Annotated in this window: 16 protein-coding genes; 5 read left to right on the forward strand and 11 right to left on the reverse strand. The window is 60.6% G+C overall.

All coding sequences use genetic code 11. From position 1 onward, the window contains the following. Nucleotides 1-141: 141 nt before the first annotated feature. A complete protein-coding gene (locus ACNA0J_RS08035) occupies nucleotides 142-876 on the reverse strand; it encodes a FadR/GntR family transcriptional regulator (protein WP_415818220.1) in 735 nt (244 codons plus the stop codon). Between the two features lie 254 nt (nucleotides 877-1130). Here ACNA0J_RS08035 and ACNA0J_RS08040 point away from each other — a divergent pair, with 254 nt between their 5' ends. The 4 genes from ACNA0J_RS08040 to ACNA0J_RS08055 all read left to right on the forward strand — a co-directional run bounded on the left by ACNA0J_RS08040 (nucleotide 1131) and on the right by ACNA0J_RS08055 (nucleotide 4989). Continuing rightward, entirely contained in the window at nucleotides 1131-2048 is a 918-nt protein-coding gene (locus ACNA0J_RS08040; protein ID WP_415818222.1) for an SMP-30/gluconolactonase/LRE family protein, read from the forward strand. A gap of 122 nt (nucleotides 2049-2170) precedes the next feature. Beyond that, nucleotides 2171-3154 (forward strand): TRAP transporter substrate-binding protein, encoded by a 984-nt coding sequence (locus tag ACNA0J_RS08045; RefSeq protein WP_415818224.1) that lies wholly within the window; start codon nucleotides 2171-2173, stop codon nucleotides 3152-3154. A 54-nt stretch (nucleotides 3155-3208) separates the two neighbouring features. Then, nucleotides 3209-3715 carry a TRAP transporter small permease gene (locus tag ACNA0J_RS08050; RefSeq protein ID WP_415818592.1) on the forward strand — a complete coding sequence of 169 codons (507 nt, stop codon included), beginning with the start codon at nucleotides 3209-3211 and terminating at the stop codon, nucleotides 3713-3715. Next, on the forward strand, nucleotides 3706-4989 hold the full coding sequence (locus ACNA0J_RS08055) for a TRAP transporter large permease (protein ID WP_415818226.1): 1284 nt from the start codon (nucleotides 3706-3708) through the stop codon (nucleotides 4987-4989). Before ACNA0J_RS08050 ends, ACNA0J_RS08055 begins: the two co-directional genes overlap by 10 nt. 42 nt (nucleotides 4990-5031) lie before the next feature. Here the strand turns inward: ACNA0J_RS08055 and ACNA0J_RS08060 are convergent, their stop codons facing one another. After that, complete coding sequence (locus tag ACNA0J_RS08060) at nucleotides 5032-6447, reverse strand: FAD-binding oxidoreductase (RefSeq protein ID WP_415818228.1); 1416 nt, start codon at nucleotides 6445-6447, stop codon at nucleotides 5032-5034. A 237-nt stretch (nucleotides 6448-6684) separates the two neighbouring features. Here ACNA0J_RS08060 and ACNA0J_RS08065 point away from each other — a divergent pair, with 237 nt between their 5' ends. Continuing rightward, the gene (locus tag ACNA0J_RS08065; RefSeq protein WP_415818230.1) at nucleotides 6685-8088 is read left to right on the forward strand and encodes a phosphomannomutase/phosphoglucomutase; all 1404 of its coding nucleotides are present in this window, start codon (nucleotides 6685-6687) and stop codon (nucleotides 8086-8088) included. A gap of 96 nt (nucleotides 8089-8184) precedes the next feature. Here the strand turns inward: ACNA0J_RS08065 and ACNA0J_RS08070 are convergent, their stop codons facing one another. The 9 genes from ACNA0J_RS08070 to ACNA0J_RS08110 all read right to left on the reverse strand — a co-directional run bounded on the left by ACNA0J_RS08070 (nucleotide 8185) and on the right by ACNA0J_RS08110 (nucleotide 19763). Further along, entirely contained in the window at nucleotides 8185-9324 is a 1140-nt protein-coding gene (locus ACNA0J_RS08070) for a glycosyltransferase family 4 protein (RefSeq protein ID WP_415818232.1), read from the reverse strand. Continuing rightward, nucleotides 9321-10568, reverse strand: a complete 1248-nt coding sequence (locus ACNA0J_RS08075; protein ID WP_415818234.1) for a glycosyltransferase family 4 protein — start codon at nucleotides 10566-10568, stop codon at nucleotides 9321-9323. The genes ACNA0J_RS08070 and ACNA0J_RS08075 overlap by 4 nt, the downstream gene beginning before the upstream one ends. Next, the gene (locus ACNA0J_RS08080) at nucleotides 10565-11689 is read right to left on the reverse strand and encodes a glycosyltransferase family 4 protein (protein WP_415818236.1); all 1125 of its coding nucleotides are present in this window, start codon (nucleotides 11687-11689) and stop codon (nucleotides 10565-10567) included. The genes ACNA0J_RS08075 and ACNA0J_RS08080 overlap by 4 nt, the downstream gene beginning before the upstream one ends. Next, nucleotides 11686-13614: an asparagine synthase (glutamine-hydrolyzing) gene (asnB, locus tag ACNA0J_RS08085; RefSeq protein WP_415818238.1), complete on the reverse strand. Its 1929-nt coding sequence runs from the start codon at nucleotides 13612-13614 to the stop codon at nucleotides 11686-11688. The genes ACNA0J_RS08080 and asnB overlap by 4 nt, the downstream gene beginning before the upstream one ends. A gap of 45 nt (nucleotides 13615-13659) precedes the next feature. Further along, nucleotides 13660-14796, reverse strand: coding sequence for a glycosyltransferase family 4 protein (locus ACNA0J_RS08090; protein WP_415818240.1), 1137 nt, complete (start codon nucleotides 14794-14796; stop codon nucleotides 13660-13662). After that, entirely contained in the window at nucleotides 14796-16157 is a 1362-nt protein-coding gene (gene murJ, locus ACNA0J_RS08095) for a murein biosynthesis integral membrane protein MurJ (protein WP_415818242.1), read from the reverse strand. The genes ACNA0J_RS08090 and murJ overlap by 1 nt, the downstream gene beginning before the upstream one ends. 93 nt (nucleotides 16158-16250) lie before the next feature. After that, nucleotides 16251-17276: an SDR family oxidoreductase gene (locus ACNA0J_RS08100; RefSeq protein ID WP_415818244.1), complete on the reverse strand. Its 1026-nt coding sequence runs from the start codon at nucleotides 17274-17276 to the stop codon at nucleotides 16251-16253. Nucleotides 17277-17286: 10 nt separating this feature from the next. Then, on the reverse strand, nucleotides 17287-18561 hold the full coding sequence (gene tviB, locus ACNA0J_RS08105; protein ID WP_415818246.1) for a Vi polysaccharide biosynthesis UDP-N-acetylglucosamine C-6 dehydrogenase TviB: 1275 nt from the start codon (nucleotides 18559-18561) through the stop codon (nucleotides 17287-17289). A 107-nt stretch (nucleotides 18562-18668) separates the two neighbouring features. Next, the gene (locus ACNA0J_RS08110; protein ID WP_415818248.1) at nucleotides 18669-19763 is read right to left on the reverse strand and encodes an MraY family glycosyltransferase; all 1095 of its coding nucleotides are present in this window, start codon (nucleotides 19761-19763) and stop codon (nucleotides 18669-18671) included. Nucleotides 19764-20166: the final 403 nt, after the last annotated feature.

Below are 20166 nucleotides of genomic sequence, written 5' to 3' on the forward strand. Positions count from 1 at the left end.
CGCCGGACTGGCTTTGCGNNGGCCTCCCGGCCCGATTGCCTCGGCTCGACGTCCATAAGAACATCCGCCCTCGCAACCAAAACGGAATAAACAGCACACGCACTGCATACGCAACGCACACATGCGCACAGACAGACACCCCTACCGCGTCTGCCCCCTCCTCAACCTCTCCCGGCTATTACTCAAATGCGTCCGCATAGCCGCCCGAGCCGCATCCGGTTCCTGACGCGAAATCGCGTCATAAATATCCTCATGCTCCCGATTAACCCGAGCCAGATACTGCTCCCGGTCCTCATCCGCAATACGCGCAGAATTAATCCGCGCCCGAGGAATAGCCGCCGACCCCAAATGCGACATCAGATCAGCAAAATAACGATTGTCCGTCGCTTGTGCGATCAGTAAATGAAACCTGAAATCGGGCGTAATCGTATCGCCCGCATTCCCCAGGCTATGGCGGAACTCATCGAGCGCCACCCGCATATCCGCCAACTGCGCATCCGTACGGCGCATCGCCGCCAACCCAGCCGCCTCGCTCTCCAGACAGATACGCAATTCCAGCAACACCAGCACATCACGCACCGTCGCCAGATCCGCGGGATCCACCCGAAAATCCGCTCCGCCGCTGGGTTCCAGCGCATAAGTCCCAATACCGTGATGCGTCTCGACCAACCCCGCCGCCTGCAAACGCGACAAAGCCTCGCGCACCACAGTACGGCTGACACCGAATTGCCGCATCAATTCGGACTCGGTCGGTAATTTTTCACCTGGCCGGATTTGCCCACCCCGAATACGTTCGGACACGTCCTCAACCAAGCCTTGCGCCAGATTGCGCGGCCGACGCGGCACAGAAACCGGCCAGTCTGCGTTGTTCGTCATCAAGGGATATCCCGAGTAATACTGCGCTTGACGTGAAAATTCTGGCCTCATTATACTGCCCGAAGTTGTACGACAACGTATCTGTTTCACCCAGGATATCTGTCGGCGTTCACGTATCACTCAGTCTGTCCCTTGCTTCTGCTACACCGCCGGAATGCTTGAATGACTCTCGTTACTGAATCACCCACGAACACCCGACACTACCATCGCTCGCTGACTAGCCGGGCGGTGGGCATTCACCTCAGAGACCACCCATGAACACCCAGCCCCAAGCAGAACGGCTGGGCAGCATGCTATGCACCGTGGGCGAAAGCCCCGTCTGGCGTGCCAGTGACCAGGCCCTGTATTGGACAGACATCCCGGCACGCCGCCTGTGGCGCTACGATCCCGCCCAAGGATTGGCACATCACTGGCTGCTCCCTGAAATGGCGGGCTGCATTGCGATGCACGGCACGGGCTGGCTGGCTGCCATGGAAAGCGGCCTCTATGCCTTGCCAGCAGTCACCGCGTCACCCAGCACCGGCAATAGCGTTTCTGAAACAACACCGCTGCCTGCGACATCGCTGGCCCTGGTCACGCACGCGGCACCCGACATGCGCTTTAACGACGGCCGCTGCGACCGCCAGGGCCGTTTCTGGGCAGGCACGATGGTCCAGAACATGGCACTGGGCCACGACGCTGGCCGGTTATATCGCTACGCGGGCGGTGAGCTCAGCATCCCCTTGCCCATGACATTCATCGTGCCTAATGGCATGGCCTTCAGTCCCGACGGCCGCACCATGTATGTGTCCGATTCGCACCCGGATCGCCAAACCGTATGGGCCTTTGATTACGACATCGACAACGGCGTGCCGCATCATGGCCGCGTCTTCATCGACCGCCTGCCAGCCGGCCGCCCCGATGGCGCAGCCGTGGATCAAGACGGCGGCTACTGGATATGCGGCAACGATGCCGGCATGCTGTACCGCTACACCCCGGCAGGCAAACTGGATCGCAGCCTGACACTGCCCATCGCCAAACCGGCCATGTGCGCTTTTGGCGGCGCCGGCCTGGACACACTATTCATCACCAGCATACGTCCCCCTCACGTCGCTCCAGACGCGCTGGATGGCGCGCTGTTCGCCCTCACACCTGGCACCCGCGGCCTGGAGGAACCCGCTTTTATCGGCTAGCCCCCGAGTGACTGACTCATAACGGGCCAACACCCATGGCCCACTTGGCACCAACGTAGTGCCCGCAGCGTTTTTTCCACAAGAAACCTGATTACGCCCCACTCCTAAGCCGGAGGTAGACAATGTTGTGCTTTACCCTGAAACGCGCCACCGTGGCCGCGTTGACTGCTGCGTGCCTGTCCGCAGGTGCATCCCTTCATGCCGAAACGCTGCGCTCGGCGGACATCCACCCTGACGACTACCCCACCGTACAAGCCGTACGCCACATGGGCGAGTTGATCAAACAACGGACCAACGGACGCATCGACGTCAAGGTCTATGCCGGCGGCACACTGGGCCGCGAAGAAGACTCCATCGAACAAGTCAAAATGGGCGCGCTCGCCATGACGCGCGTCAGCAGCGCCGCGATGCACAACATCTGCGAAACGACACGCGTGCCGTCGCTGCCCTTTTTATTCCGGTCCAAAGAACACCTGCACAAAGTGCTCGATAGCGACATCGGCGAACAAATCCTGAAATCCTGCGAAAACGCAGGCTTTGTCGGGCTAGCCTGGTATGACAGCGGCGCACGCTCGATGTACACGCGCAACAAACCCGTCAAGACCAAAGACGACATAAAAGGCATGAAGATCCGCGTCCAGCAATCGGATCTGTCAGTCGCCATGGTCGAGGCACTGGGCGGCAATGCCACCCCCATGTCCATGGGCGAGGTCTACACGGCATTAAAGACCGGCCTCGTGGATGCCGCAGAAAACAACTATCCCAGCTACGAAAGCGCACACCATTATGAGGTGGCCAAGTATTACTCTCTGACCGAACACACTATGACACCGGAAATCCTGCTGTTTTCCAAACGTCAATGGGACAAGCTGTCAGATGAAGACCGCAAGATCATTCGCGATGCCGCGCGCGAATCGGTGCCCTACATGCGCAAGCTATGGAGCGAACGCGAGAACACGTCGCGCGCCATCGTCGTCAAAGCCGGTTCGGAAATCATCGAACCCGATAAGGCCTCGTTCCAGGCGGCCATGAAGCCCGTCTATGAACGCTTTGTCACGACGCCAGAGATGAAAGATCTGGTGGCTCGCATCCAGGCAGTTAAATAAGGAAGAGCCATGTCTGCCCAAACGCTTTCATCCACGGAAAGCAGCGGCAGCACAATGTCACGGGTATTAAATGGCTACGCACGTCTGTGCGCAGCCATTGCCCGGCTATGCATGGTGCTAAGTGTGATCGGAGTGATATGCCTGGTCGCCGCTGTCTCGTATCAAATCTTCGGCCGTCACGTGCTGAACAACACACCGACCTGGGCCGAGAGCCTGTCGCTGCTGCTGGTGCTGTACGTCACGATGCTCGGCGCGGCAGTGGCCGTGCGCGATGCAGGCCATATCGGTTTTGAGTCCCTGGTCAATCTGCTGCCCGAAGCCGGCCAGCGACGCCTGCAAATCGTCATCCATTTGCTGGTGCTGCTGTTCGGTGCGCTCATGGCGTGGTACTGCGGCCAGCTGGCCGAGTCGGTGCACAGCTACAAGATCCCCAACCTGGGTTTGTCCGAAGGCTGGAAATACGCGCCCGCCACGTTATCCGGTGCATTGATCGTGTTGTTTTCGATCGAACACATCATTGCGCTGCTGCGCAATCAAAAGGTGGTACCCGCATGGCATTGACTCTACTTTCATTGACGTTCATCGGCTTTCTGGTCATCGGGGTGCCGGTAGCCTTTGCCATCGGTCTGGCCTCGATATCGGCCATCGTCTATGAGGACCTGCCCATCGCGGTGGCTTTTCAGCAGATGACCTCGGGCATGAACGCCTTTTCGTTCCTGGCCATTCCGTTTTTTATCTTCACCGGAGAATTGATGTTGTACGGCGGCATTGCCGACCGTATTGTCACGTTTGCCAAATCCGTGGTCGGTCACGTGCGTGGCGGGCTGGGAATGTCCAACGTCCTGGCTTGCACGCTGTTCGGCGGCGTATCGGGGTCACCAGTTGCCGACGTCTCGGCCATGGGCTCCGTCATGATCCCGATGATGAAACGCGAGGGCTATCACGCCGATTACGCGGTGAACGTCACCACGCATGCGGCATTGGTCGGCGCGCTGATGCCTACCAGCCACAACATCATCATCTATACCCTGGCTACCGGCGGCAAGGTCTCCATCGCCGCATTGATTGCCGCCTGCGTCGTACCGGCGGTCATCCTGACGCTGTGCAACCTGGCGGCAGCCTATCTCGTGGCCCGCCAACGCGGCTATCCTGCAGGCACCTTTCCCGGATGGGCCATGGTGGTGCGATCGCTCGTGTCGGCGGCACCGGGATTGTTCGTGATCGTGCTGATCATTACCGGCATTCTCAGTGGCGTATTCACGGCGACAGAATCTGCCGCCGTCGCCGTCCTGTATTCACTGGCGCTGACCGCACTGGTGTACCGGTCGCTGAGCTGGGATCAATTCATCCGTGCAGCTGCCAAAGCCGTCAAGACCACGGGCATCGTCCTGTTGCTGATTGGTATTTCAGCCACCTTTGGCTATTTGATCGGGTTCTACGGCGTCGCAGAAAAGACCGGTGAACTGATGGGCTCGATCTCCACAGAGCCCTGGGCCATTTTCCTGATGGTCAACATCGCGCTGTTTCTGCTGGGCACCTTTCTGGATATGGCGGCGACGATCCTGATCTGCACGCCGATCTTTCTGCCGATCTGCATGCAGTACGGCATGAGCCCCGTGCAATTCGGCGTGGTCATCTTGTTGAATTGCGCGCTGGGACTGAACACGCCCCCGGTAGGTACGGTGCAGTTTGTGGGATGCGCCATAGGAAAGGTATCGGTAGGCACCGTCATGCGCACCATCTGGCCGTTTTATGGCGCGCTGATTGCGGCGTTGGCACTCGTGACCTATGTGCCGACATTCTCGTCGTGGTTACCCGACCTGCTGTTCAAGTGAGCGTGAGACACACCGCGGCGGCAGTGCCGCCGCGGGCTCAGTTCAAGCCTGCAAGACTTTGCCCGGATTCATCAAGCCCCGGGGATCCAGCGCCTGCTTGATACGTTTCATCAAACCCAGTTCCAGAGCCGCCTTGTAATGAGGCAACTCATCACGCTTGAGCTGCCCGATCCCGTGCTCGGCACTGATCGAGCCCGCATGCTCGATCACGCTCCGATGCACGATGTCGTAAATGTCTTGCTGCAACGCCAATAGATCGGCCTCTGTCTGCCCGGGCGCACGCGCCACGTTGTAGTGCAGGTTGCCATCGCCCAGGTGGCCGAACACCACATTGCGTACATTGGGAAAGCGTTCCTGCAGCAACCCATTGGTCTTGTGCACAAACCCGGCAATCGATGAAATCGGAATCGATACATCGTGCTTGACGCCTTTGCCCTGCTCGGCCTCGGCCAAGGGAATGCTCTCGCGCAAATGCCATAGCGCGCGGCTCTGCGCCACGCTGGCGGCAATGGCCGCATCGGTGACCAGCCCCGCCTCGATCGCCTCGCCCAATACTGCCTCGAAACGCTCGCGAGCATGCGCCTCGCTCTCGCTGTCAGACAGCTCCAGCAGGGCAAACCAAGGGGATTTAGCCGAATCGCCCTCAAAGGGCAGACGCTGCTGGGGGAATAGCTGCACAACCGTCTGCAGGCAATCGCCCGCCATCAACTCGAACCCCGTCAGCGACGCCCCGAACCCGGAACGCGCTCGCGACAGCAACTCGACTGCGGCGTCGATGGAGTCCAAGGCCAGCAACGCCGTACAAGAGGCCACGGGTTGCGGATACAGCTTCAGGGTGGCGGCCGTGATAATGCCCAGCGTGCCCTCGCTGCCGATGTACAGGTCACGTAAATCGTAACCAGTGTTATCTTTGCGCAGCCCCCGCAGGCCATTCCATATCTCGCCTTCGGCGGTCACGACCTCCAGCCCGAGCGCCAATTCGCGGGCATTGCCGTAGCGCAACACCTGAGTACCGCCCGCGTTGGTGGCGAGATTTCCGCCTATCGTGCAACTGCCTTCGGCCGCCAGGCTCAGGGGGAACAGGCGGCCGGCCTCGGCAGCCGCCTGTTGCACGGCTTGCAAAATGCAGCCGGCCTCGACCGTAATCGTATCGTTGGCGGTGTCGATGGCACGAACGCGGTTCAGCCTGCCTGTCGACAGCACTACCGCCTGGCCCGAGTCGTCGGGGGTTGCGCCGCCGCACAGGCCGGTGTTACCGCCCTGCGGCACCACGGGCGTGCCATGCTGGACACACAGACGCACTGCTTGCGCGACTTGTTCAGTGGAATCGGGACGGATCACCGCCAGCGCAGTGCCGCGATAGCGACGACGCCAGTCCTGCAGGTGCGCCGCAGCATCGTCGCCGGTCAGCACGTGGGCCGAGCCCAGTAGGGATTGCAATGCGTTTAATAAGCTCATAGCGAAAACCGCAATCAAAGCGCCCGGCCACGCAGGACGACATGGAAGACAGGAGGGTTATTGTAGGGGCTGACCGGCAGATATGGCGGCCCGCCGGCCGGCAGCCGCCCCGCAAGCCCCGCGAATCGAGGATAATTCACATTCCTGCACACATAATTCACATTCACGCACACGTAACGCCTCTCTGCTTGAATATGATCAGCCCTATTTGATTATTCATCATTCCCAGGAGTCTGCTTGAACACCGCTACTCATTACCCCGATTCCGTCTTCAAGGCATACGACATCCGGGGTACGGTACCCGATGCCTTGAATCCGGCCTTTGCTGTTGCACTGGGCCGCGCGCTGGCCGACCAGGCACGTACCCAAGGCATTTCCGCGCTGGTGATCGGCCGCGACGGCCGTCTCAGCAGCACCGAACTGTCGCAGGCCCTGCAAGACGGCATTCTGGATGGCGGTGTCGACACGATCGATATCGGCGAAGTCCCGACTCCGCTGGTGTATTACGCAGCCTATACCCAGAAAACCGGCTCTGGAGTTGCCATCACCGGCAGCCATAACCCGCCGCAATACAACGGGTTCAAGATGATGATGGGCGGCAAGGCGCTCTACGGACCAGGCGTCCTGGCGCTGCGCGATGCCATGAATACCGCGGCAACGTCGGGGCAAACTGCGCCGGCAGGCCAGCGCGGCACCCGCCGTGAGCTGAATCTGATCGACGAATACATCCAGCGCATCGTCGGCGACGTCAAATTGGCGCGCCCGCTCAAGATCGCCATCGACTGCGGCAACGGCGTCGCCGGCGCCGTGGCGCCGCAGCTCTTTCGTGCACTGGGCTGCGAAGTCACCGAGCTGTTCTGCGAGGTCGACGGCACGTTCCCCAATCACCATCCCGATCCAGCCGACCCGCACAACCTGGAAGACCTGATTCACTGCCTGGCGACAACCGATTGCGAAATCGGCCTGGCGTTTGACGGTGACGGCGACCGTCTGGGCGTGGTCACCAAATCCGGACAGATCATTTGGCCCGATCGCCAATTGATCCTGTTCGCGCGCGACGTGCTGCAGCGCTGCCCCGGCGAGACCATCATTTACGACGTCAAGTGCAGCCGCCACGTGGGCCTGGCTGTCGAGGCCGCCGGCGGCAAGCCGCTGATGTGGCAGACCGGCCATTCATTGGTCAAGGCCAAACTCGCCGAAACCGGCGCGCCGCTGGCTGGCGAAATGAGCGGGCATATTTTCTTCAAGGAGCGCTGGTTCGGTTTCGACGACGGCCTGTACACCGGTGCACGGCTGCTCGAAATCGTCTCGCGCGAAAGCAATCCGTCGCAACTGCTGGAGGCCCTGCCTCAGGCCGTTTCCACACCCGAACTCAAACTCGAAATGGAAGAAGGCCAGCCGTTTGCCCTGATCAAGACGCTGCAGGAGCAAGGCAAATTCGACGGTTCCCTGCGCGTGGTCACCATCGATGGGGTGCGTGCAGAATATCCCGATGGCTTCGGTCTGGCACGTGCCTCGAACACCACGCCGGTCGTCGTGCTGCGATTCGAGGCTGACACGGACGAGGCACTGACCCGCATCCAGGAGGATTTCCGCAAGCAATTGCAGCAACTCGCTCCTGATGCGAAATTGCCGTTCTGATTGAACGGGCCACCTTGTTGACTCAAGGCGGCCCGTCATTCTTTGCGAAGGCACTCCACCCTCGCAAATATCTCTAATTGGATGCCGCTCGGTTAACTAACGAACACGCTGATCGAGCAGCGTCTGATAGATATCCAGATGTTGACGACACACATCGTCGATATCGAATTCTCGCTCGGCCAGTACACGCCCTGCCTGGCCCATTTGTTGGCGTAGCGCGTCATCACTGGCCAAACGGCCAATCGCTGCAGCCAACGCCGGCGCATCATGCGAGGGCACGAGCAGCCCTGTCGTATCAGGCTCGATGGCGTCACGACAACCCGGCACATCGGTGGTGACGACCGCACGGCCGCAAGCCGCAGCCTCGATCAGCGACTTCGGCAGGCCCTCTCGATATGAGGGCAATACCGCAATATGCGAAGCCGCATACAGCGCAGCGATATCGCTGCGTTCGCCCAGGGCCTCGACAATGCCCTCCTGTTGCCATCCGTCGACATCAGCTTGGGTGACCGAGGCGGGGTTACCGGGGTCAATGCCGCCGGCCAACCGCATACGCACGTTGATCCCTTCACGACGCAGGATGCGAGCGGCCTCGACAAACTCCTGCAACCCCTTGTCTCGCAGCAGACGGGCCACCATCAGAGCAACCACTGGCGGCGGCGGTTCAGCAACGGCAGCATAGTCAGCCAGGTTCACACCGGACCCGCGAATCATGACCACCTGTTCATCGCGCACAGCGCCCAGACCCTGCAGCACGTCCCGATCGTTTCCATTCTGAAAAACGATACGGCTGTTGCGATGGCCCAGCGCCAGGCGATACAACATGGCAACGACCTGACGTACTAACGTCGCCTTGGCGCCCTTGGCGACAAATACAAAACCCAATCCCGAAATGGCCGACACCATCGCGGACACACCGGCCAGCCGTGCGGCGATGCCGCCGTACAGCACAGGTTTGATCGTCACCAGATGCACCACGTCCGGCTGCAACCGGCGGAATAACTGATACAAGGCCCATACCGTGCGTAGCTCTTGCACCGGGTTCTTTCCGCTGCGCGTCATCGGGATCGCATGATGTGTCAGCCCATAGCCCTCGATGCGCGACACGCTGTCGCCTGCCATGGTGGCGACGTGAACGTCGTAGCCGGCACGCTGCGCGGCCAGTGCCAATGGCAAACGATGCGAGAGAAAGAACGCGGGATTATTCACCACGAACAGCAAACGAGGTGCGGTCATCTGGCCTCCTGCGCGATGCGGCGCCACACGGCGTCGTATGCCGCGACCATGTGGGCCAAGTCGAATTCCGCCAGCACGCGTGCGCGCCCCGGCTCGCCCACAGCCTGACGGCCGCGTGCAGCGATGTCTTGCAATGTGCTGGCGATCCCCTGGGCCAGGGCCTCGGCGTTCTCGGGGGGCACGACAGCGGCCGTCTGCCCGACGATGTGAGCCGCGTCACCCACGTCCGTGACGACGCAAGGCGTGCCGCAGGCCATGGCCTCGGCGACCACGTTGGGAAAGCCTTCTGCACAACTGGACAGTACGTGAATGTCCAACGCATTCATGACGGCAGGGACCTCATCACTAGGACCCAACAACAGAACACGATCACGCAGTCCCAAACGATCTATCAAAGCGCCCAGCTCGGCATTGTCTGGCGACATGCCGCGTCCCACCAACGCGCAACGCAATTGAGCCCATGCGGTCGAGCCAGCCGTCGCATCAGCACTAGACCCTGCGTCCTGCTGCGTATTACTGTGCCCCGGATCAGCGCCCAGACCTTGACCACCATTCTGGCGCAATAACACGGCCAAAGCACCCAGCAGATTCGCATGATCCTTCAGTGGATCCCAGCGCGCTACGCAGCCAATCACAGGAACTTCGTCGGCCAATTGCCATTGCCCACGCACTCGCTGGCGTGCTTCGGCATCGGGCTGATACCGCGATAAATCATAGCCATTGGCGATCACCACGAGGCGATCGGCGCGATAACCATACTGTTCATGCCGTACAGCAGCGTCGCGCGCCGCGCAAACAATGGCCGCAGGCACGCGGCCTGACAACAACGCGCAGAGCTTCAACACCAATCGCGCCGAACGGCTGCTGCGTTGCAGATGAGCCCCGGAATTACGAATCCCCCACGCCACAGCGCGCACACCGGCCAACCGCGCAGCCAGCCCACCGATCAAGTCCGCGTGATACATCCATGTCTGCACCGCATCGGGCTTTTGCTCGGCCAATAACCGGCGCAACGTCAACAACCCACCCAGGCTCACACGGCCACGCGCCATGCCCAGCGTATGCACCGTGACACCAGCCGCACGCAGGCGCTCTCCATACACGCCCTCATCCGTCAACGATACCACCGTGTGATGCACCTGTTGATCGGGATAAGTCGCCAAGCGAAACAGGACAGCTTCGGCGCCGCCTTGCCCCAAACCGGTAATCACATGCGTGACGCGCAGGGTCGCAGGGTTATTCATGATTTGCCTCTTACGCTGTCAAACAAGGCATCCCATTGCGCCAGCACCGCCGGCAAGGCGTAGCGATTACGCACCGACTCGGCGGCGCGTTTGCCGAGCTCTTGGCGCAGGGCCGGGTCGGAAAATACCCGGCGCAGCCCCTCTCGCAGCTTGTCCCGGTCACCCGCGGGCACCAGCACGGCGTCTTGGCCATCGCGCGTCATCTCGCGCGGGCCGCTCGGACAATCGAACGTCACGCAGGGCAGGCCCAATGCCATCGACTCCAGCAATACATTCGGAAAGCCCTCTACAGCCGAGCTCAGCACAAACGCGTGCCCTTGAGACAAAGCATCCCAAGGGGCGTCGGTACGCCCACGCAGTTGCACGCGATTGTCCAGACCAGCTGCGTCGATACGTGCCTGCAGATCGTCGCGATCCGCGCCTTCGCCCCAGATGCTGAGGTCCCAATCGGGAAACTCGCCGGCCAGGTCCGCAAAAACGTCAATCAGTAAATCGAATCGTTTGGCCGGCGCCAGCCGTCCCATTGCCAACAGCTGTTTACGCGGCGTAACGGCCTGCGTATCTACCACAGGGGCATTCAACAACTCGGGCGGCAAAGGATTGGGGATGACCTTCAATTGCTTGATGCCGGGCACCTGACGCGCAAACGGACCGACCGTATCATCGGCCTGTACCGTCACCATGTCCGCACGGGGGTAGAGCCAGCGGCGCGCAATACGCCATACGCGGCCGGTCGACAGCTCGGCAACGGGGTTGGTCCGTTCGCAGACAATCAGCGGGATATCCAATTTACCCAGCACCTTTGTCGCCAAGATCGCGGCCACATTGACGTTGGTCAGAAAGGACACCACCACATCGGGATCCTGCTCGCGAATCAATTCCCGCAATGCGCGCAATCGCCTCCACGCGGCCAACGGGCCGCCGCTGCGCGTGCCGACCCGGTCGGCCAGCCAGATCAGATTCACGGCATCGGAAACAGGATAAAAACACGTGCCCTTGGAGGAATAAGTAGGCACCAGTGTCACGGTATCACCGCGATCGGTCCAGGCGTTTACTAACGTGGCGGCCACCCGTTCGGCTCCGCCTGCATGCATGGAACTGACCAGCAGCAATATTTTCATCGTAAGGAATCCTTTTCGCCGGCGACGCCGGCGTGATAGCGATCTAACCAGGCTTGCATCATCAACACGCCCCACAAGCGACTGCTCCAGTCGCGATGACCCGAGACATGCTCACGCCATTTGTGCAGGATAGGCTCGGGCTCAAACCAGCCCTCTTGGCGCAGGCGCGCCGGGTCCAGCAACGATTCGGCCCAATCGCGCAACGGCCCGCGCAGCCAGCTCGCCAGCGGCACGGCAAATCCGCGTTTGGGGCGATCCACCAACGACTGCGGCACGTGGCGATACAGCACTTGGCGCAACAACCACTTGCCGGTGTCGCCGCGCACCTTGTATTCAAAGGGCAAGCGCCAGGCAAACTCATAAACGCGATGGTCCAACAAGGGTACCCGCGTTTCCAGGCTGACTGCCATGGCGGCGCGATCGACCTTGACCAGAATATCGTCCGGCATATAGGTCACCGTGTCGAGCTTCATCATCACGTCGAACACGGAGCCATCCATAGGCTGTTCGAACAACGATGGGGGTTCAACACCCTGCTTGACGACCTGCGCCGGGTCCGACCAATACGACACGAACGACCGATAAAAATCACCATGCGTGTCGGCGCGCAGCATCTCACCGAATTTGCCGACTTTACCGCGCCAGGCGCCACGTCCGGGCAACGCCGTGGACGCACCCATGATGGCACCCATCGCATGGCGCACAGGCCCAGGAAAACGTCCGCACTTGTGCCACCAGTCCCGCACGCGAAAATACCGCGAATACCCGCCAAACAACTCGTCGCCCCCGTCACCAGACAGCGCCACGGTCACATGCTGGCGCGCCATGCGCGTCACCAGCGCGGTCGGAATCTGCGAGGAATCTGCAAACGGCTCGTCATACATATCGGCCAACGTCGGCACGACAGCCAAGGCATCGTCGGCCGTGACGTAGAGCTCGGTATGGTCGGTGCCCAAATGCTGCGCCACTGCCTTGGCGTGTTCGGCCTCGTTATATTTTTTTTCGTGAAAACCGATCGCAAACGTGCGCACAGGCTGCGAGCTTTGCGCCTGCATCAGTGCGACTATCGTCGACGAATCAATGCCGCCCGACAGGAATGCGCCCAGGCTCACATCAGACAACATCTGCCCGCCAACGGCTTTGGACAGAACGGCCTCGAGTTCATCGGTGGCCTGCGCATCCGAAGCAAAACTACTGCGTGTCTGCACACCCTGATCCGCCATCTGCAACGCAGACCAATAGGCATGGTGCGCCGGCACACGCCGCGCGCGCATGTCTGCCTCGGAAATCTCCAACCACGTTCCCGGCGGCAGCTTGTAGATGCCTTCGTAGATGGATTGAGGCGACGGAATGTAGTTGTGACGCATCAGCGAAGTCATCGCAGCGCGGCTCAGTTCGCGGCCAAACCCCGGAATCGGCATCAGCCCCTTCAGCTCGGAGGCGAACACCAGATTGGCGCCCGTGTAGCCGTAATACAGAGGTTTTTCACCCATGCGGTCTCGCGCCAGCGTCAAAGTACGGCGCTCCCGATCCCACAAGGCAATCGCATACATGCCCACAGCCGCCTGCAAGGTTGCCTCGACACCCAATGCGGCGAAGCCGGCCAGTATGGTTTCCGTATCGGAGTGACCACGCCACTGAGGCGCCTGCCCGGCCTGCTCCAGGCGAGCACGCAACTCCATATGGTTGTAGATCTCGCCGTTGAGCACCAGTACATACCGGCCGCAGGCCGACACCATAGGCTGATGCCCGGCCTCGGTCAGATCCAGAATGGCCAGGCGGACATGTGCCAGCGCCACATCGGCTGCGGGGTCTTCCCAAAAGCCATTGCTGTCGGGACCACGATGCCGAATACGCCGGCAGCTCTCGGCCAGCACCTGCGCCTTGTCCTGCAAGGTTCCCCAGATTCCGACTATTCCACACATGATGGTTTCTTCCGTGCTCGTCCAGACGACTGGCGGACGGGGCGATCAGCCCTGCCCTCGCACATCGTCGAAAAGTTGTTGCCACAAGCCCAGCACCCGCTGAGCCGAAAATCGTTCACGCGCCTCGATAGCCCGCTGCGCCAAGGCCTGGCGGGTCTCGTCATCATCCATCAACGCCGACAGCGCCGCCGCCATGGCCGCGACATCGCCATTGGGCCGAACCAGCACACCATCCGTACCGTCACGGACAACCTCGCGCGGCCCCGTATCGCAATCAAAGCAAACGGCGGCCAATCCGCTGGCCAAAGACTCCAGCAACGTATTGGACAATCCCTCGAAACGAGAGCTCAACACATAGATGTCCGCACTCGCATACCAGTCGCCCACATTGCCGACCCGCCCCGGCATGCTGACACGCCCGTGCAGGCCTGCCGCATCGATCTGTGCCTGCAAGCGTTGACGTTCGCCACCCTCGCCCAAGATGATCAGATCCCACTCGGGATGCCGGCTAGCAATCTGCGCATAGGCTTGTACCAGCAGGTCGAACCCCTTGTCCGGATGCAATCGTCCCACCGCCAGCAGACGGCGGCGGCCATCGGCCACAGGCGGCATGACGACCGGCTCGGCGCGCGACAACGGCCAATGCACCGGATTCGGAATCACCGCCAGCTTGCTCCCCGGCACATGCTGGTCCAACCAATCCGCCGTACCACGCGTCAATGCCACTACCTTTGCGGCGTGCGGATATGTCCACCGGCGCAGGCGTTGCCACAGCCCCGACAAAGTCTGTGATGGCGGATGCGTATGTTCTGTCGCAATCACCTGGCACGGCATGCCACGCGCGGCCATCACCGCCAACACCGAGGCCGTCGTCATCATGCCCAGCACGATATCGGGCTGAAACTTTCGCAGTACCCGGCGCAAAGCATGCACGCGCCGCACATTCGCCCATATCCCGCGTAAACCACCACCCTCACCCACCGTGTGCAGGACTTTGCGCTGCACGTGCGGATGCAGCGTGTAGGCATCCTCGCTGGCATCCGCCTGCGTAACCAGCATGACCTGCCAGCCGGCCTGAGCCCAATGCGCACTCAAATCCGCGGCGACACGCTCCGCACCACCGCCATGCAGCGAATGAATGAAGATCAGGACACGCGGCTCACGCATCGCGGGCGAATCCATCAAACGGTCTCCTTAGCGGCCGGCGGCTCATGACGCTGTAACGCCACCACGAGATAACACGCAAACGACAAGGCATACATCAACGCCGTCGCCAGCATGATGCCCGATGCCCCCATGCGCGGAGCAAGCACCGTATTCAACACAGCCTTGAGCAGAAAATTGGCGACGGCAATCAGCGCCATGACACGATATCGATTCTGGCTCGCCAACAGTTGCACCAGAATCAACACCCCGAAATAAAACGGCAGCTGTAGCAGCCCCCAACGAAACACCTCGGCCACAGCCTGCGTGTTTTCAGCGGTAAAAGCGCCGCGCTGATACAACACCGACACCCCCCAGGGCGCCAACACCCAGGCAATCGCGACCGCAACAGCACCCGCCCCGAGCATCAAGACTGACCATTTCAAGGCCATCGTACGCGCCCGCGCCGCATCGCCACGGCTCTGTATGTCTGCCAACACCGGCAGCGCCGCACGCCCGACGGACACGGCACCAATACCGATCAACAACGATAACAAGCGAGCCGCATATCCCAGCGTCGCGTTGGCGTTGTCGCCCAGATTTGCAGCTGTGTACTGATCCAGCGGACCGACGAAACTCATCGCTACCTGACCCACCAGCATGATGCCCGCCGCACTCACCAGCTCGGGCCAATGCGATGACTGCATCGTCAGACGGGGAGCCCCCCAAAAGCCATTATCGGCGCGCGCAGCCAGCCAAGCCAGCCACACCGCCTGAATCGCATATCCAACCAGCGTGCCCCACAGCAACGGCCCCACATCGTGCGGTGAGGCGGCGGCCAGCATGACCCAAGCCAACGTGGCAACGGCCGGCACGCTGTCCAGCAAGGTATTGACGTGCCGCTCGTGTGAGCGCAAACGCGCCCCGCTGATACCCGCCATCAACAGAAATACCGTCACCGGTGCAAACGCCAGCAGCAAATCCGTGCTCATGCTGGCGACCTGTACAGACAGGCCACTGCCCAGCCATTGCAACACCCAAGGCCAGGCCAGTGCAGTCGCCACGGCCAACAACAGCCCCAGCATCAGCATCCAGCCCTGGAGCTCACTGATGAACAGGTCGCGTTCCTTGCCCCCCGTGCGCCGCAGGCGCACGAGCACAGGGATCAATACCACCCCCAGGACGCCCACGATCGTGACCGGCAACCAGTTGGTCATGGTCATCGTGAACTGATAGGCATCTACCGCATCGCTGATGCCATAACGGTACGCGACCGCCATTTCCTTGACGGCGCCGGCGGCCTTGCCCAGGATCAAGAAGACCGCCACCCGAAACGCAGCCTTGAAGATGCGTTGATGATCCGGATGGATCGCGTTGACTCTGCGAATGAGCGCTTTCAAGAATTCTCCCACTCGCCTATGATTCGTCGCGGTAAAAGCGACCGCCTGGCGCGCGGGCGGCTCGGCAGAGCGCGCCCACGGCCTTTCGAATGATCAACCCAGGAATTTGACGTACCAGGGCATCGCGGTTTCCAGGCCACGCAGAATATCGAACGCGGGCTGATAACCCAGCAGTTTGCTTGCCTTGCCGATATCGGCCTGCGAATGCCGTACATCGCCTGCGCGGAAATCCACGTATACCGGTTTCTTGTCGTATTGCACGCCCTGCGTGGCCAAGGTTTTGGCCAGAAAGCCGTACAACTGGGTCAACGTCGTGCGGCCGCTATAGGCCACGTTGTAAACCTGGTTGATGCCTTCTTCGGGTGCCAACGCGGCCAGCAAATTGGCCTGCACAGCGTTGTCCACAAAGCAGAAATCACGGCTGGTTTCGCCATCACCGTTGATATTGACATCCTCGCCGCCGATCATGGCCGCCGTCCATTTCGGGATGACCGCCGCATAGGCGCCATCGGGATCCTGGCGCTTGCCGAACACGTTGAAATAACGCAGGCCCACGCTACGGAAACCGTACGAGCGCGCAAACACATCCGCATACAGCTCGTTGACGTACTTGGTGACTGCGTAGGGCGACAGCGGCTTGCCGATCTGGTCTTCGACCTTGGGCAGGGCAGGATGATCGCCATAGGTGGAACTGGATGCGGCATACACAAAGGTCTTGACCTTGGCATCGCGCGCGGCCACCAGCATGTTCAGCGAACCGCTGATGTTGACCGCATTCGTCGTGATCGGATCGTTCAACGAACGGGGCACCGACCCCAGCGCTGCCTGGTGCAGCACATAGTCCACGCCTTGCGTGGCCTTCTGGCAGGTTTCGAGATCGCGGATATCGCCTTCGATAAAGGTAAAGCGCGCCCATTGAGCGGGCTCTACCGAGTCACGCACCTCGTCCAGATTGCGCTGATGGCCAGTCGCGAAGTTATCCAACCCCACAACCGTCTGGTCGAGCTTGAGCAGCGCTTCCAGCAGGTTAGACCCGATGAATCCGGCGCAGCCCGTGACCAGCCATTTACGTGGCGTGGCACGCAACTCGCGCTGGATGTTTTCGTAACGTTCGCTCATACCACCCTCTTTACAGACGCAGGTCGGATTCGTTGGTGGCCAGCACGTACTTCAAGTCGTACAACACATGCTTGGCCTTGCCCAGTTTACGAATCTCGGCAGCGCCCATTTTGACGAATTGTTCATGCGACACCGCCAGGATGATGGCGTCGTATTTGCCCGGCTCCGGTTTGGCAACGGGCGTGATGCCGTATTCGTGCACGGCTTCTTCCGCATCGACCCAGGGATCGTAAACGTCGACATCGACGTTGTATTCACCCAGCTCGTGCACGATGTCGACCACGCGGGTATTGCGCAGATCGGGGCAGTTTTCCTTGAAGGTCAGGCCCATCACCAGCACGCGCGCGCCTTGGACGTGGATACGCTCTTTGGTCATGGCTTTGACCAACTGCGACACCACGTAGCCGCCCATGGAATCGTTCAAGCGGCGGCCCGCCAGAATGATTTCGGGGTGATAGCCGATGGATTGCGCCTTGTGCGTCAGATAGTACGGATCCACACCGATGCAGTGTCCGCCCACCAGGCCTGGACGGAACGGCAGGAAATTCCATTTGGTGCCTGCGGCCTGCAGTACGGCTTCGGTGTCGATGCCCATCTTGTTGAAGATCAAGGCCAGCTCGTTGATCAGCGCGATGTTCACGTCACGCTGCGTGTTTTCGATGACCTTGGCGGCCTCGGCCACACGAATGCTGGACGCCTTGTGCGTTCCCGCAGTGATGATCTCGTTGTACAGCGCATCGACCAGATCAGCGACCTCGGGCGTGGAGCCCGCAGTGACTTTCTTGATCGTGCTGACGCGGTGCGCCTTGTCGCCCGGGTTGATACGCTCGGGGCTGTAGCCGGCGTAGAAATCCTCGTTGAATTTCAGGCCCGACACGCGCTCCAGTACCGGCACGCAGTCTTCTTCGGTCGCGCCCGGATAGACGGTGGACTCGTAAATGACGATATCGCCGCGCTTGAGCACCGCACCGATGGTCTCGCTGGCCTTGACCAGCGGCGTCAGATCGGGCTGTTTGTATTCGTCAATGGGCGTGGGCACCGTCACGATGTACACATTGGCCTTGGCCAACTCGGCACGATCGGCGGTGTATGTCAGATGCTTGGCCTCGGCCAACTCGGCATCGTCCACCTCCAGCGTGTGGTCATGCCCTGCCTGCAGGGCCTGAATACGCTTGGTGTTGATATCAAACCCAATGACCGGACGCTTCTTGCCGAACTCCACGGCCAGCGGCAGCCCGACATAGCCCAGGCCAACCACGGCAAGTTTTACCTCATCGATACGCAAGATAGCTCTCCCTTTGCCGCGCTACGATCACGGCATTTTAAATAGGAACGGGGAAAATTGTAACAGCGGCCCTTGACCCGTTGTGGGCCTCTCGTCAGGACATTCACTCAGTGAGTACGTGGCAACAACAGCCACCCCGGACGACGCCACGACACCAGCCGCACGTACAGCCAGATATAGGCTGCCGCAAACACGGCCAGACTCAAGCTCAGGATCCAGGCGTTGTCCCACCAGATGGTCGCCGGAACCAGGCCAATCAAGGCCAACACCCACATATATGGGGAAGCCAAAGCATTGCACAAGGCCGGCACCGCATGGCGGCGCCCGCGGCTGAACGTCACCCGGACCAACCGGCGAAACACCAATTGGTGCAAGTGCAGCGCGTCAGGCTGATCGACCGGCACACCGCGCTTGAAACGGCGGCGCCAGATCGAAAACCCTGTTTCGAATACCGGATAAAACAGCACGGCCAAGGCATAAAAAGGCGACACGGACGGATTGCGCACCACCAGCAGCACGGCCAGTTCCGCCAACATGAAGCCCAGGAAATACGCCCCACCGTCGCCCAGGAACACCCGGCCAAACGGAAAATTCCACACCAAAAAGCCCAACGTCGCCGACGCCAACGAAGCCGCAATCATAAAGATGGGCATATCGCCGACCTGCATCGCGACCAGCGCAATGGACACGGCCATCAGCGTGGCGACCATACCCGCCAAGCCGTTCATGCCGTCCACAATATTCAGGGCATGAGTACAGCCACCGACGGCGAACATCGTGAAAACCAGCGAGACAGGCCAGAACGACAGCACCCAATCTACCGGTGCCATGCCGACACGGCTGACACCGCCCAGCAGCCACCAGGCGATCGCTGCCGACAGAAAAGCCGCCAGCAGGCGTTTGCTGGCGCCGATATCTTTTGTAATGTCTTCGAGCAGGCCCGCCACAAATACAGGCAGCGCCGCGACAAACAGCGCCGGCCAGAGCCAAGTCAGCGTCATGTTGCTGGGCCCCAGCACCAGCAGGCCCGCCAATGAGCCCGCCAACACGGCCAAGCCGCCCACCCGGGGCGTCGCACGCGTGTGCGAGGCCTGCGGCTTGCTCAGGTCGCTATCACCGGTAAACGCACCATGCCAGCGCTCGGAGGCAACGATGAGCCCCCCAACCATGAACGCCGCCACGCAGATATACAACCAAGTCACAAAATCTAACCCCCACGCTGCGCCTTCGGCTTGTTGCCCTCAGAAGAAGGCGTTTTGCCTTGAGCCGGCTCGGCGGCAAAAAAGCGGATTGGGCGGAATGCCCGGAAACACATCATTATCTACAGTGCGTGTAACGCTCTTGTATGCAGGGCATAAACAAGTGCAAGGCACCCCCACAAAACGTAACGGCGCCATTGGCGCAGGTACACATTACACACACCGTTTCAACGGATTGTAATGCTATCCCTAGACTAAGAGAGACAAAGAAATTGGCAGACGCCAGAACAAATTCAGGAGCGTGTTGCCACACCACGCAGACCACCCGTGTTGAGGCGGTTCAAATGAATTTGATATCGAATAGCAGCCTGCCCCCTTTGAAATTGGGGACACATTAATTCAGGTT

Source organism: Bordetella tumbae, from assembly GCF_965139195.1.
In the GTDB taxonomy this organism is placed as follows: domain Bacteria; phylum Pseudomonadota; class Gammaproteobacteria; order Burkholderiales; family Burkholderiaceae_B; genus Bordetella_A; species Bordetella_A tumbae.

What these genes read in the sequence shown, in the direction of transcription:
- ACNA0J_RS08045 (WP_415818224.1), top strand. Translation starts at nt 2,171, where the DNA reads ATGTTGTGCTTTACCCTGAAACGCGCCACCGTGGCCGCGTTGACTGCT.
- asnB (WP_415818238.1), bottom strand. Translation starts at nt 13,614, where the DNA reads ATGTGTGGAATAGTCGGAATCTGGGGAACCTTGCAGGACAAGGCGCAG.
- ACNA0J_RS08080 (WP_415818236.1), bottom strand. Translation starts at nt 11,689, where the DNA reads ATGAAAATATTGCTGCTGGTCAGTTCCATGCATGCAGGCGGAGCCGAA.
- ACNA0J_RS08060 (WP_415818228.1), bottom strand. Translation starts at nt 6,447, where the DNA reads ATGAGCTTATTAAACGCATTGCAATCCCTACTGGGCTCGGCCCACGTG.
- ACNA0J_RS08040 (WP_415818222.1), top strand. Translation starts at nt 1,131, where the DNA reads ATGAACACCCAGCCCCAAGCAGAACGGCTGGGCAGCATGCTATGCACC.
- ACNA0J_RS08070 (WP_415818232.1), bottom strand. Translation starts at nt 9,324, where the DNA reads ATGACCGCACCTCGTTTGCTGTTCGTGGTGAATAATCCCGCGTTCTTT.
- ACNA0J_RS08055 (WP_415818226.1), top strand. Translation starts at nt 3,706, where the DNA reads ATGGCATTGACTCTACTTTCATTGACGTTCATCGGCTTTCTGGTCATC.
- ACNA0J_RS08090 (WP_415818240.1), bottom strand. Translation starts at nt 14,796, where the DNA reads ATGGATTCGCCCGCGATGCGTGAGCCGCGTGTCCTGATCTTCATTCAT.
- ACNA0J_RS08035 (WP_415818220.1), bottom strand. Translation starts at nt 876, where the DNA reads ATGACGAACAACGCAGACTGGCCGGTTTCTGTGCCGCGTCGGCCGCGC.
- ACNA0J_RS08075 (WP_415818234.1), bottom strand. Translation starts at nt 10,568, where the DNA reads ATGAATAACCCTGCGACCCTGCGCGTCACGCATGTGATTACCGGTTTG.
- ACNA0J_RS08050 (WP_415818592.1), top strand. Translation starts at nt 3,209, where the DNA reads ATGTCACGGGTATTAAATGGCTACGCACGTCTGTGCGCAGCCATTGCC.
- ACNA0J_RS08100 (WP_415818244.1), bottom strand. Translation starts at nt 17,276, where the DNA reads ATGAGCGAACGTTACGAAAACATCCAGCGCGAGTTGCGTGCCACGCCA.